Genomic DNA, 14009 nt, shown 5'->3' with positions numbered 1-14009 from the left:
TGAGATAAAATTAAAATTTAGGAGGTTGTTCAATATGCAAGCACGAGTGTACACACCTGCCATGCAGGGAATTGGTGAATTTGACGGTGGAAAAATTAAAGAACAAAAGCCGATTGGCTTTCCAGGTGAAGGATCGGTTATCAAACGAGTGGGTCCCTTATTTTATTGGGCATGGGCCACTTCAAGTGCCGAAGCCATGATCGGCCTGCATCCTCATCAAGGCTTTGAGATTATGACTTATGTGGTAAAAGGCAGTGCCTTTCACGGGGATACCTTGGGTACTGACAGCACAGTGGGTGAAGGCGGGGCGCAGGTCATGCAAACAGGCTCTGGCGTTAGTCATCAAGAAAAGATAAGTGCCGATGCGGAGCTTTTTCAAATTTGGTTTGAACCTGAATTGACGGAAGCGGTTCGGAGAAAGCCAACTTATCGCCAGTATGAGCATGAAGAATTTCCACAAGTAAGCCATGCAGCAGGGTATAAAGTGAAAACGGTAATTGGTACAGATGCTCCCGTACAATTGGTTACTGATATTGAAATGTGGGATGTTGAAGTAAATAGCGGCGCCAATTATCAACATAAGATTGATGCCGGTTATTCATTAACGGCTTTAGTCATACGCGGGCAGGGAACATGGGGGGAGTCAGGTACATCGAAGCAACCTGTACAGTTCCATCATAAAGATTTCATCCTTGCAGCTGCTGAATCAGAGACAGAGGTAGCAATTACGAACTCGGGTGAAGACATAATGCGGCTGATCCTCATCAAGGTTCCAACAACGGTGCCTTATCCACTCTATCGTAAAAGATAAAAGCGAATCGCCAAAAGGAGAAGGCTGCCGATATGGATCGGTAGCCTTTTACCTTAGGCAGAGGCTTTCATATTTTGAAGTCGAAAGCTTCGCTTCCGAGTTGTAAATAGGAAGAAATAAGCGAGTGTCACGAGCAGGCAAATGAAGACATCAACACCGATGAGTACCTGATAATTGTTAAAGTAATCGAAGGAAACTCCTCCGATCAATGCACCGAGAATGCCTCCCCCTTGATGAAAAAGAAGTAGGAAGCCAGTTTGTTTGCCTTTTCCTTTTGCAAATTCATTGACGATCAGCAATCCCCCAGGAATCGCGCTCAAATATGTAATACCAAAGGCCATGGCAAAAAGGACAGGCGACCATCCCACATGCATAAAGAGGAAAGCAAACCCCATAATGCGTATGCCATACAAAATGGTCATCATAACCAACTTATTGACTCGGTCCAAAAAATAGCCAAAAATTAGTGACCCCGTAATTTCCATAACGCCAAGTACACTCATGGATAATGCGATCATGCTCGGCGACACACTCGCCAACTGGTGGATGGCGACCAAATTCATCTCCACAGTCCCCATATTGAAGCCGCAGGTGAACAATGCGAAGGCGACCACAATGAAGATAGGCAGATGTGCGGCTATTCCTTTGCTGACTAGTTTCGGGCGTTCTTGATCTTCCATTTTAATGAGCTCATTCTCTTGGACTTTCTTTGCTTTGTTACCCTTCGGCCCAGGCCCCTTAATACCAAACCAAATGACTGGCAAGGTCACGATAATACCTAGGATAAATGAAGTTAGGAAGGCATCCTTCCAAGTCAACCAGCTTGATGAAACGAAAATCGGCGTACTGACCGCCAATCCTACAGAGGAAGCACTCGCTAACAGCGCTGTAGCTTTGGCACGATGATGCTTAAACCATTCAAACACCAACATATAGGTTGTGGTCGTTCCAATACCGACGAAGCCAGAGATAACCCCGTAACCGATAAAGAAGACGATGGAGTGATGTCCTAATACAACGGTGCCAGTTCCTAAAATACCTATGACTGCGCTGACCAGCATAACCTTCTTCGGGCCATATCGATCCACAAGCCATCCTCCCAGGGGGGCACATAAGGCTGCAATCAATAAGTTCGTTGACCATGCCATAGAAATGTATCCACGGCTGATCCCTAAATCTTCTGATATTTGAACTTGAAAATAAGCCATGATGAACCGCGTAAGTGCGCCAATAAATCCGATTATCCAAAGCGAGCCTAATCCGATCCACGCATACTTGGGTTCCTTGAACCATGTCGTACCCATTGGAAACTCCTCCCCACTCAATAAAGATACCGATCGGTATCATTGTATAACATAAAGGCTTTCCTTTTCAATAGATCAATTTCATTTGGTATAATGAAATTATTATTTCACGCGCGTAAAGGGGAACTAACATGAAAAAAGGAGAAAACACCCGCAAACATATTATCGCTAAGGCAGCTGAGCTTTTTAACCAGAAAGGGTATTCAAGTTCATCCATGTCAGATATTACAGAGCTAACAGGCATTAAGAAAGGCGGCATCTACCGCCATTTTGCCAGTAAGGACGAAATTGCCCTTGAAGCTTATAGCTATGCAGGCAGCGTAGTCGGTGGGAAAATTAAAGATGCCGTCAATCAGCAAGAAACAGCTTTTGGCAAGCTGCTAGCCTATTTACATGTATACGAAAACGTGGTGGAAGCACCGCCTTTTATCGGAGGATGCCCCCTCCTTAACATAGCTACCGAAAGTGACGATGGTCATCCAATCTTACGAGAAAAAGCCCAGCTGGGACTGGAGGGTACGCTGCACAACATGAAAGCGATTATTTCTCAAGGTGTTGAAAGCGGTGAATTCAAAGCTGACCTCGATATCGATGCTTTAGCTACATTCACTCTTTCCGTCATGGAAGGCGGAGTTATGATGAGCAAGCTGGAAGGTGACAATCGGCATATCCGGATGAATATCGAGAGCTTTTCCGCTTATTTAAAAGGGGTATGCTTACGCTGAAGGGTCATGAAATAAGCCTAATAATGGGCATAGGAGATTAGAATAGATGGATAAGAAAAATCGTAATTTATCAGAAGTATGCCCTAATGATCAAAACTCCTGGGTTTCCTCAGACATAATTCATAGTGATCTGCTTGCTACCAAGAATCTCATCTATAACGTGTGCGGGTTTGATTGCTCTCAACCACTTGAAGAAGCTCAAAATGCTGAATACGGGGCCTATTTATTTCATTTAAATTCTCTCTCCATTAGATTTCGTGTTGCTAAAATCACTCCTACTAAGGTAGGGCAGTTTGTGACACTATGGCATAGAATTGGGGATGGATCGATCCAACCGTATGATATATCAGATCCAGTCGATTTCTACGTAATTAGTACCCGCAATGGGAATAACTTTGGCCAATTTGTATTTCCAAAGCAGGTTCTATTCAATCAAAATATAGTATCAAATCAAGGTGAAGGCGGTAAACGGGCAATACGGGTGTATCCACCTTGGGACAAGACAATAAGCCGCCAGGCTCAGAAAACTCAGAAATGGCAGTTGGACTATTTCCTAGAGACACCTATAAATGAATCCATAAACTGTGATCGTGCTCGAATGCTTTACGGCAACTAATGAAGAACAATATTTCAAAAAATTCACGAGGCTTCCGCTGAGATGTTGGCAGCCCTGTTGCGTTAATGGTAGCAGTTTAATGCAATGGTAATCGATTCATACGGAGTAGGGTTGATCCAGCTTCAACCGATCCCAAGTCCTCAATCACGCCACTCCCGTCGCTCGCAGCCACAAATAGATGGATTTCCTCCATCAAATTTGACTCCTGCATAGAGAGAAATGCGTCTAACTGGAAAACCTCCATCTAAATCGGCGAATGGTTGAAAAATTGACTGAATTCGATTGAATTAGCGGGAGCTTATCCAGCTATAGGGATTGTAAACCGATCAAACAGAGCAATTAGCAGGATGTTTTCCCTTTAATCAAAGTAATCTAGCACGCCAGGAGCCAATTCATACCTAACTACCCTTTCTCCGTTGCCGCGAAAAGAAGGAAGCAGCAGGCCTTTTGTACATAACTTTTTCAACATAAGAACCGCAGTTTTGTGATCGATCTCAAAGTGAAGCTCTACATCCTTTGGTCGGAGCGGCTGAGCCAGCTGGGTCGCGAGTCGGATAATTTCTTTCTCGGCAAATAGCGCGCGAGAGACTGGTGTCTGGCTGGGAAGATACCTGCTCAGCACCATGCGCAGCAAAGTGATACACAGATCCGGGCGCTGTTCGACGTCGTCGTAAGCGAAGGAAATGACGTGGAATCCCATAGAGTGAAGGAACGTTTCACGGTTCAGCTCGTTACAGTATTTGTGCCTGTCCATGTCTCGTACGTGCGTGGTAAATCCTTTGATTTCAAATAGTAGTTTAACGTATCCAGGCAGCCAGGCAAAATCGGCAAAGTAAGATTTGCCCCGCCAATCGAGTACTTCGTATTCCGGATGAAGGTCTTTCAAACTTCCACGTAACGGCCACCAGACATTGCTAAGAAACAGCCGTTCACCATGTCGATGGCCCCTCTCCAGTCGGCCTCGACGCTCCCCCGTCCTGCTTTCAAGATGAAGTCGGATAAATGCGGTATGCTCTTCATCAAAAGGCACTCTCTCACCCCCTTCTAAAAAATAAAAAACGTCCCGTTTCCACTCATCGGAATGGAACGGGACGTTCTTCGTCACTTGCCTATGATTATACGGTAGATGCATGAGTATGACCAGTCCTGACGATGGCTTGATCTCCGTGTTGCTTATGCGTTTGTTGCCAGGCTTGATCCCACGAGGAGCAATCCATAATATTGACAGTTGTCATGACACTCACCTCTTTATTTGTTTGCATTTCTACGACACTTCCAATTGCCCTGACTCCCGGCGCCGCCGACTCATGAATACCAAGGACAATGCAATTACCGTGAGGATAACCGCAAGCACTCGAAATCCCCCGAAGCTGAAGTTACCTCCCATTACGATGCCTATCAACAAGGAAGAGAGAATGGTTCCCAGGTATCTGGATGTATTAAATAATCCGGATGCTACACCGATTATTTCTTTTGGAGTACTGTTGAACAAAGCCGCTTGCATACCGACATTGTTTAGCCCATTGCTAATACCGAAGGCAGCCAAAGCCAAACACACACTGACAACCGGTGAATTTTGATTCAATGTCACGAGCCACACCGACCCTAGTGTCATCAGTATTGCCGACGCGAGCAATGCCGGCCTGGGTCCTGATTTATCGATCCATCGTCCTGCTATTGGAGAAGTAACGAGCGAGCACAAGCCTAAACTTAGCATGAGAATCCCTGTTTGGAACTCGCTGACATGACGTACCATTTGCAAGTAGGACGGAAGCCCGAAAAAGAGCGAGTAAAAAAGTACGTTAACGAGCATGAATTCGACATTGACCCAAGTCATCGCAGGATATTTGGCGAATGTGCGCAAAGGAATAAAGGGTGATTTCACTTTTAACTCATGTCGTACGAAAGCCACAAGCGCAACGATGCCTATCAGCCCGACAATGACATTTCCTAATGAGACATGCCCAGAAGATTTTGCTGAGAGTAAGGAGGCGAGCAGGGCAACCAGACCCACTGTGAAGAGCAGGATCCCTGACACATCAATCAAATCAAACCATTTACGTAAGGACATGCCCCGTGCAACGGATGTTGGCGCCGCGTCCTTAGGAATATGCCTCCAAGCCAATATAAAGCTAGCTATCACGAACGGAATATTGACGAAAAAGATAGCAGGCCAGCTCCACCAGTGAATCAAAACCCCGCCAATAAAGGGTCCAATGGCTGCCGCTCCGGATAGGAATATGGACAAGACAGACAGCGCAGTCGCTTGTTTCTCCGTAATATGAATTCGCACAATGGCCATTCCAACCCCAACCATCATGCTTGTTCCGATGGATTGCACAATGCGGAACACGATGAGCCACCCAAAATTTGGAGATAGTGGAGCTAATAAGGATGCAACGAAAGCTACAACAAGCCCCGTAAGAAATATCTTCCTGCGACCGAATAAATCGCTGGCCTTTCCCATGACAGGTTGAGCGATTGCACTCGCAATGTAGAAAGAAAAAATAATCCAGGAAACAACTGTAAAGTCAAGTTGAAACACATTTTGCAGCCTTGGAATAGCAACTGAAACCATGGAAGAATTTAATGGGTTCAATAGTATCCCAAGGCCAACGGAAATCATTAACCACCTGCTGCGAGCATTCATTTTTGGTCACCTCTCAAAGTGTATTGATGTCATCGTACTTGAAATCAATTATTTATTCCAACGCATTTTATGTTATGATTTCATTGACTTGAAGGAATGAATGGAGGTGCAGAATGGAACTTCTTCAACTGCAATATTTTCTCGCGGTAGCTCGATTGGAACATGTGACCGAAGCTGCACGAAGTCTACACGTTACTCAATCCTCACTAAGCAAAACGATTCAACGCTTGGAGGAGGATTTAGGGGTCCCTCTATTCGATCGAACAGGGAGGAAGCTGCGATTGAATGAGTTCGGAAGTAGATTCCTTCGCCGTGCAGAAAGGGCATTGTTTGAATTGGAACAGGGGAAGCAGGAGATTAGCGATCTATCCAGCCCGGAACATGGTACACTCGAATTGGCGGTGACCACCGCAAGCACGTTACCAAATATCCTTCGAGAGTTTCGGAAAAAGCGGCCCGATATCCAATTTCATGTGCAAATGCTATCCACGAAGGAAATGGTTACGCTTCTTCATAGAGGAGAGGTCGATTACTGCTTGTCCTCACCTCCTATACAAGGGGATGACATTGAATTTCAAATCGTGTTCATCGACCCGATCCTTGTAGCTGTTCCAAAGGGGCATCGACTGGCAGACCGAAGCAGCGTATCCTTGACAGAACTAAGGGATGAATGGTTTGTTGGTGTAAAGAGAGGCTACGGCACTCGCGATCTAGTGGACTCTATATGCAAATCGGTTGGATTTGTACCTAAATATGTGTACGAGGGAGATGAACCTGCAAGGCTAAGCTCTCTTGTGGAAGCAGAAATTGGCATAGCCTTCATACCAAGCACGGCAAGGTCTTCACTGGAACATATCAAATATCTCCAAGTAGAGAATCACGAATTGGTACGGGAGATCGCTTTATTATGGCACAGGAGTCGGTACATTTCGCGGGCTGCTCTGGAATTCCGTGAGGTCGTTGTAGAATATTTTACGGCGATATCCAAACAGACAATTTAATCATGCTGCACCACGAATCCTTCGGTAGATACTGAAGGATTTTTGTTTTGCTCAATAATGGCGTTCCCTCCATTCGGTGTTTGCCAAGTATTGACAAGGGAATGAATGCGATATAATATTCAATTGAATACTTGAATAATGAAATAAGGAGGGAGACAACAATGACATATAAATCGATCATTATCGGAACAGGGCCGTCCGGTTTGACGGCGGCGATCTATTTGGCGCGGGCTAACTTGAACCCGCTGGTGATTGAAGGGCCAGAGCCGGGCGGGCAGCTGACAACGACGACGGAAGTAGAGAATTTTCCCGGATTTCCAGAAGGAATCACGGGTCCGGAACTGATGGACAACATGCGCAAGCAGGCGGAACGCTTCGGCGCCGAGTTTCGCACTGGATGGGTAAACGAACTCGATTTGTCGCAAAGACCGTTTAAGCTGAAGGTGGAAGGTATCGGAGAGCTGATGGCGGAGACGCTGATCATTTCCACCGGGGCATCGGCCAGATTGCTCGGTATTCCGCGCGAGAAGGAAAGCATCGGCCGCGGCGTAAGCACCTGTGCAACTTGCGACGGTTTCTTCTACCGCGGCAAGAAAATCATCGTTGCCGGCGGCGGCGACTCTGCCATGGAAGAAGCGAATTTCCTGACGCGCTTCGCCGCAGAAGTTCGCGTTGTACACCGCCGCAGCGAGTTGCGCGCCTCGAAAATCATGCAGGAGCGCGCTCGCAGCAACAGTAAAATTACATGGAGCTTGGACAAGACGCCGCTCGAGGTCGTCTCCGATAACAACGGTGTGACCGGGCTGAAGGTGAAAGATAATGCGACCGGTGCTGAAGAAGTCATCGAAACTGACGGTATTTTCGTAGCGATTGGCCATAAACCAAACACGGGCTTTTTGAATGGCCAACTGGATATCGACGAACTTGGGTACATCGTTGTGACTGCTGGAAGTTCCGAAACGATTGTTCCCGGCGTATTCGCCTGCGGGGACGTGCAGGACCACAAGTATCGCCAAGCCATAACGGCTGCCGGCAGCGGTTGTATGGCCGCAATCGACTGCGAGAAGTTCCTTGAGAATGAGGCGGTACATGAAAGAAGCCAGTCAATGTAACGGCACTAACGATCTATCTTATGACAAAGAAAAGGAGTGACTTTATCCATGCAATGGAAAGAAATTACGACTTTGGACGAATGGAAAGATGTGTTGGAGCAATCGGCTGAACGGGGACAAGTTGTTCTCAAACATAGCACTACATGTCCGGTTAGCGCTAACGCGCTGAATGAATTCAAGCAGTACTTAGCGGGTAATCCGGACAGGGATGTTGATTATTTGTTGATAAAGGTCATTGAAGCCCGTCCTGTTTCCAATCAGATTGCCGAAGATCTGGGAGTTAAGCACGAATCACCGCAAATTATCTATGTGAAAAATAAAGCGAAATACTGGACTACATCCCATTGGGCGATTACGAACGAGCATATGACAGCGGTGTTAAACTAAAGCAAAATTCATGAAAATGAAGGAAGAAGTTAGAACAGGTAGGGTGCGCTGTATTTTTGGCGTACCCTTTTTATGTTCAAGAAAGCTCGTTAGTTACGAACTTGTACAATAACCAGAATCATGATAATTTTATAAGTTCTAAGCAGAGAATATTGAATTTAATATCCCGGCCCCTTTGATATGATGATGACAAGAACAACAACAGATAAATGAAAGGGGCATTCACATTTTGAAAAAACTAAGTCAAACAGTAGTAAGCGCTCTCGTTGTCGGTGGTTTATTGGCGGGATGTTCAACGCAAAGTGATGGCGGAAATACGTCGTCAGCAGTACCCAACCAAACGGATAATGCTGTTAAAAAAGAAGAGAAAGTAAAGCTTACATTCTGGAGAAACTCGGGGAACGATACGGAGAACGCAGCCTATGACAAGCTTGTTGCTTCCTTCATGCAAAAGTATCCGAACATCTCTGTAGAAATGACACCGATTCCATATTCGGATTATGACACGAAATTACGAGTATCCATCGCTTCGGGAAGCCCGCCGGATATTATGGCATTAGATGCTCCTACGGTCGGTTCGTACGCAAATGCTGGTGCTCTGAAGCCATTGACCACATACTTCAAGACGGACGGGAATACCGATGATGTTCCTAAATCAACGCTTGCGACCTACACGTATCAAAATGAAATCTACATGGCACCTTTAACGGAATCTTCGATTGCCATGTTCTATAACAAAAAGATGTTTCAAGCGAAAGGCATTCCGCTTCCTTCCAAAAATCCAGATGAGCCATGGACATGGGATCAGGTGCTCGATGCTGCGAAGAAAATCAATGATCCAGCAAATGGTATTTTCGGTATAGATCCTGCACAAGGCTTCGGCAATGCGGGTGCCACGGCTTACTTCAAGTATCCGATCATCTGGCAGCTTGGCGGGGAAATTATGAGTCCTGACGGTAAAACGTCGAAAGGCTTTTTGGATTCACCGCAAACCAAGAAAGCCGTTCAATTCTTCTCAGATCTGTATAACAAAGATAAAGTATCTGCTCTGGAGTATCCGCCGGATCCATTCCCGAACGGTAAATTGGGCATTACGATTGATGGCTCCTGGTCTCTGGCGAATCTGAAAGAGAAATTCCCGAATTTCAAGCTGGGCGAAGACTATGACATTGCTCCTCTGCCTAAGGGAACTGTACAAGCAGTAGCGAATGGCAGCTGGGCGCTGGGCATTTCATCGAAGAGCAAGCATCCGGATGAAGCTTGGAAGTTCGTTAACTGGGTAACTGGTGAGGAAGGACAAAAGACGTATGCTGGTATGACCAAAGATATTCCATCCCGTTACTCTTCAGCGAAGACTTTCCCGGAATTGAATGAGTATCCGAAGAACATTTTCGTCATTCAAAATCAGAAGTATGGCAGACCGCGTCCGATTACGCCGATCTTCCCGCAAATGTCTGATGCTGTGAATAAAATGTTTGAGGATGTCACCATCGGCAAACGGAATATTGATGCATCCATTGCAGAAGCCATCACGACGATTGATAAGGCTTATGCGGATGTGCAGGCTCAGCAGAAAAAGTAGGGTTGAGAAGATCATAGAGACGAATCATTTCGATGATCGTCTCTTTGTCGTTGTTTCCCTAGAAGGTTAAAGTGTATGATAATTAGATGGTGTGATGACTGGATTAGAAACGGGGGATTTCATGTTTTTTTCATTGAGGAGCCGTCTGATGGCTGTTTTCTCTATTCTGCTAATCCTCCCTTTTGCCGCACTCGCTTATATTCTTAGTGAGGAAGCGACGAAAACGATTAAAGCGTCGATTGAGTCCTCAACCGCTCAAACCATCGAACAATTTGCTTCGCATGTCGTGACTTTGCTTACTCAGGTTGAAGATACGGGCAATCAGGTTGTGAGCAGCCGAACGACGCAGGAATGGCTTACCGTTCATTTGAATCCGGATAATACGATACAGGAGCGTGTTCTTACGAAGCAGAGATTGCGGGAGTATTTTTCTTCATATGCAGTTAACAACTCTAATGGCATTTCAATCAGCGCTTTTGCCGAGGATGCCGGAGGCTTGTGGACGCAAGATAGAACCTATAAAAATAGCGAGTGGTTTACGGCATTTATGACAGAAGGCAAGCGCTGGACGACAGCGCATAAAGATATCGATCAATCGGACGAATTCATGAGAGCAAGATCGATTAACAGTTTTCTTTTTCCACTGGTACAGCTGCAATCGTTAAAGAATGTTGGGTTTATTAAAGTCAATTACCCCACAACTTTGCTTCGAAATGCGATTGAGAAGATTCGGGTCGGGAAGACTGGGAAAGTGATTTTGCTAACGAGTGAAGGCAATAGTGTGCTGGATCAAAATATTTCAGAGCATGGGGACATTCTAAGGAGTGGTCTTGAGCAAATCGATAAACGATTCGAGGAAGAGACTAGCGGGATTTTCCCTATTGAGGATAAAGGGAGTACGAATCTGCTCTTTTTTCGCAAATTGCCTGCTCAAAATTGGACCATTGTAGGCACCGTTCCCGAAGGAGAATTGTATGAGAAAATCACTCATATCAGGCAAACAATGCTTTTGGTTACCGCCCTTTTGCTTATTCTCGCTATGCTAACGGCCTTCTGGTTGTCCGCAGGTATTACCAAGCCACTCAGTGTGATGGGCAAAGCGATGAAGCATGTGCAGCGCGGCGAATTTAATCAGGCTCTGCATGTGATGCCGAAAGTCCGGGAAGGGCATAGTGAAGTGGGCTATGTGACGGGGGTTTTCGAGCAAATGACGCATAGGTTGAGATATTTGATCGAAACCGAATTCGAAACGAATTTACGTAGAAAGAATGCTGAATATAAGGCGCTGCTGCTGCAAATTAATCCGCATTTCTATAATAATACGCTTGAAATTATTAGCGGTCTCGCTGCCATGAAGCGGGAAGACTTAGTGATGGACGCCACCGAGGCATTAGGCAAAATGATGAGGTATTCGCTGAACATGAACAGCGATCTGGTCCGAGTAGCTGAGGAAATGAGCTATATTCGGGACTATTTGTTCATTCTCCATTTGAGACATGAAGAGCGATTGCAAGTCGTGATCGAGGAAGATCCCGCGGCAGATGATGTCATGATTGCCAAGTTCATTATTCAGCCCCTTGTTGAAAATGCAGTGAAGTATAGTCTGGAGAAGGCCGGCGTCGCACAGGTTACATTGCGGACTCTGGTACAAGACGAAAGACTGCTGATCTGCGTCAAAGATAACGGAATTGGCATGTCCTCCGAGTTGGTACAAGATTTACAGGCAGAGATTAAGACAGGTGATTCCGTTGCTATTCTTAGCAGCGAGGGGCAAAGTATCGGACTTCGCAATGTTTTATCGAGATGTCGGTTGAATTATGGGGAGCAATTTCACTTAGGCTTACAATCCGGGTTGGGCGAAGGGACGGAATTGACCTTATACCTTCCTCTGTTAAGGAGCTGACAACATAGATGTACAGAATTATGCTGATTGATGACGAAGTCGGTGTACGAAACAGTATTAAAGCCAAAATCGATTGGAAATCCGCCGGATTCCAAATTGAATTCGAAGCAGCTAATGGTCTGGAGGCCATGCAGATTCTTAGTGAGCAGCCGCTGCCCGATGTTGTGATTACGGATGTCCGAATGCCGCAAATGGACGGTATAGCGTTCATCAAAGCTAGTAAGGAGAAGTTCCCCCATCTTCGTATCATCGTGCTTTCGGGCTACTCGGATTTTGAATATATGAAGGCAGCCATTCAGTTGGGTGTGAAAGATTATTTATTAAAGCCTGTGGTGCGCAGCGAATTAACGGCACTACTTGCCAAACTGTCCAAAGAATTGGAAGATGACCGCAATCGAATACGTGAACAGGATCAAGAGGAAATGAAGAATCACCAACAGCTTCAGCTGATGCAGGAGCAATTAATTTGGCAGCTGGTGAAGGATGAATGGTTTAGTGTATCAACCGTGAAAGAACGGATGCAGCAATTACAGCTGTCTTCTTTGACCATAGATGATGTACATGCGCAGTTTGTGACGGTAGAGATGAGAATTCCACAAGGACGTTTGGACGATTGGAGTGAGCGGAAAGACTTACTCTATCTGGCATTCCAGATGCTTTGCCGGGAGTCTGCTGAAAATTGGGAGCAAGTGTATCCCTTTTATTCCATTAGTCATCCTGCCATGATGCATTTTCTGATTCTTATTCAAGATCCTGTGCAGCATGGTCGTTTCATGGATGACTTCGTGCGTAAGCTCAAGCGGAATATCAAAAGCTACCTGAGAGTTGAGAGTGTAGTCGGCATAGGCGAGTCCATCACCGGACTGAGGCAGTTGAAGGATGGTTATGCATCGAGCATGCTGGCATGGAGCCAAGGCACGATCCAATCAGACAAGGCTGAGCCGAACCGAAATATGCTGGCAATGACACATGCGTTTTCGCCGGAAGTAGAGAGAAAGCTGATGCAAACCATTGAAAATCTGGATATGCCTGCATTTACTAAGCAGCTGCATACCATTTTCTCCGCTGATCGAGACACGCCGATGTTTGTATTTACCTTTTTGACGCTTCGGATTATTTTACTGTTTAATGCGATAGCCAAGAAGTTCGAACTCGGTGACGCATCTCTGCAAAGCTATCTATGGAACTGTCAGATGACGGTGAGAGACTATTCCTCAAGGGAGCAAGTGCTAGAGCAGCTTCATGAAATGGCCCAATTGGTGATGAATGAAGTGAGGAAAACGAGGTTCTCTAGTGGTCAGCAGATGATCGAAGCGATTCGCAATTATGTGGATGAGAATTTTTCCTATGAGCTCACGCTGGCTTCTCTTGCGGACATGTTTCATCTTAACGAGACCTACTTGTCCGGATTGTTTAAGACGAGCGTGGGCATTACTTTTAGTGATTATGTCACTAAATTGCGTCTAAGTAAGGCCACGGTGCTGCTGGAAGAAAATGAGCTGAAGCTTACGGATATTGCTACGCTAGTTGGCTATTCCAGTTCGAGTTACTTTAGCACCGCTTTTAAAAAATATTACGGCAAAGGACCTAAGGAGTATCGGGAAGAACTACTAAGTAAAAAAGTGTAGTAGCTTACAGATGCAGATTTGAAATGGGGCTGTTCCAAAAGGTTCAAATTTGACCTTGAGGGCAGCCCTATATTCGTTTTTCGCATAAGGGAGAGATAGTTGCTGGGAGAAATAAGAGTCTTTTGGAGCTTCTATTTGCGCGGAAAGTGGCTAAAGGTGCGGAATAAGAGCCTTTAGGGGCTCTTATTTGTCGCTGAAATGGCGGGAAAGCTAGCTACTTGGAGAAATAAGAGCCTTTGGGAGCTTCTATTTGTGCAGAAAGTGGCTAATGGAGCGGGATAAGAACCTTT

At 45.6% G+C, this 14009-nt stretch carries 12 protein-coding genes; 9 read left to right on the top strand and 3 right to left on the bottom strand.

Translation table 11 applies throughout. From position 1 onward, the window contains the following. Positions 1 to 34: 34 nt before the first annotated feature. Complete coding sequence (locus GC098_RS01025; RefSeq protein ID WP_171640149.1) at positions 35 to 811, top strand: pirin family protein; 777 nt, start codon at positions 35 to 37, stop codon at positions 809 to 811. A 53-nt stretch (positions 812 to 864) separates the two neighbouring features. Here GC098_RS01025 and GC098_RS01020 read toward each other — a convergent pair whose 3' ends face one another. Next, a complete protein-coding gene (locus tag GC098_RS01020) occupies positions 865 to 2115 on the bottom strand; it encodes an MFS transporter (RefSeq protein ID WP_171640148.1) in 1251 nt (416 codons plus the stop codon). A gap of 131 nt (positions 2116 to 2246) precedes the next feature. On the opposite strand from GC098_RS01020, the gene GC098_RS01015 reads away from it, so the two are divergent. Both GC098_RS01015 and GC098_RS01010 read left to right on the top strand, forming a co-directional pair. Beyond that, positions 2247 to 2840, top strand: a complete 594-nt coding sequence (locus GC098_RS01015) for a TetR/AcrR family transcriptional regulator (protein ID WP_171640146.1) — start codon at positions 2247 to 2249, stop codon at positions 2838 to 2840. A 46-nt stretch (positions 2841 to 2886) separates the two neighbouring features. Then, positions 2887 to 3456 (top strand): MepB family protein, encoded by a 570-nt coding sequence (locus GC098_RS01010; RefSeq protein WP_171640144.1) that lies wholly within the window; start codon positions 2887 to 2889, stop codon positions 3454 to 3456. 358 nt (positions 3457 to 3814) lie between these two features. On the opposite strand, the gene GC098_RS01005 is transcribed toward GC098_RS01010, so the two are convergent. Both GC098_RS01005 and GC098_RS01000 read right to left on the bottom strand, forming a co-directional pair. Beyond that, positions 3815 to 4486, bottom strand: coding sequence for a hypothetical protein (locus GC098_RS01005; protein WP_171640142.1), 672 nt, complete (start codon positions 4484 to 4486; stop codon positions 3815 to 3817). A gap of 234 nt (positions 4487 to 4720) precedes the next feature. After that, positions 4721 to 6106 carry an MFS transporter gene (locus GC098_RS01000; protein WP_171640140.1) on the bottom strand — a complete coding sequence of 462 codons (1386 nt, stop codon included), beginning with the start codon at positions 6104 to 6106 and terminating at the stop codon, positions 4721 to 4723. Between the two features lie 113 nt (positions 6107 to 6219). Here GC098_RS01000 and GC098_RS00995 point away from each other — a divergent pair, with 113 nt between their 5' ends. The 6 genes from GC098_RS00995 (at position 6220) to GC098_RS00970 (ending at position 13719) form a co-directional block, all read left to right on the top strand. Next, positions 6220 to 7107, top strand: coding sequence for a LysR family transcriptional regulator (locus GC098_RS00995; RefSeq protein WP_171640138.1), 888 nt, complete (start codon positions 6220 to 6222; stop codon positions 7105 to 7107). A 161-nt stretch (positions 7108 to 7268) separates the two neighbouring features. Then, positions 7269 to 8219 carry a thioredoxin-disulfide reductase gene (gene trxB, locus GC098_RS00990; RefSeq protein ID WP_171640136.1) on the top strand — a complete coding sequence of 317 codons (951 nt, stop codon included), beginning with the start codon at positions 7269 to 7271 and terminating at the stop codon, positions 8217 to 8219. A 48-nt stretch (positions 8220 to 8267) separates the two neighbouring features. Then, positions 8268 to 8606, top strand: a complete 339-nt coding sequence (gene ytxJ, locus GC098_RS00985; protein ID WP_171640134.1) for a bacillithiol system redox-active protein YtxJ — start codon at positions 8268 to 8270, stop codon at positions 8604 to 8606. A gap of 229 nt (positions 8607 to 8835) precedes the next feature. Beyond that, positions 8836 to 10188 (top strand): ABC transporter substrate-binding protein, encoded by a 1353-nt coding sequence (locus tag GC098_RS00980; RefSeq protein WP_171640132.1) that lies wholly within the window; start codon positions 8836 to 8838, stop codon positions 10186 to 10188. A 148-nt stretch (positions 10189 to 10336) separates the two neighbouring features. Next, a complete protein-coding gene (locus GC098_RS00975; protein ID WP_246358353.1) occupies positions 10337 to 12091 on the top strand; it encodes a sensor histidine kinase in 1755 nt (584 codons plus the stop codon). A gap of 8 nt (positions 12092 to 12099) precedes the next feature. Further along, complete coding sequence (locus GC098_RS00970; RefSeq protein ID WP_171640130.1) at positions 12100 to 13719, top strand: response regulator transcription factor; 1620 nt, start codon at positions 12100 to 12102, stop codon at positions 13717 to 13719. The last annotated feature ends 290 nt before the right edge of the window (positions 13720 to 14009 follow it).

It is taken from the genome of Paenibacillus phytorum (assembly GCF_013141715.1).
Lineage (GTDB): Bacteria > Bacillota > Bacilli > Paenibacillales > NBRC-103111 > Paenibacillus_E > Paenibacillus_E phytorum.
This window is presented reverse-complemented; position numbering and strand designations above follow the sequence as displayed.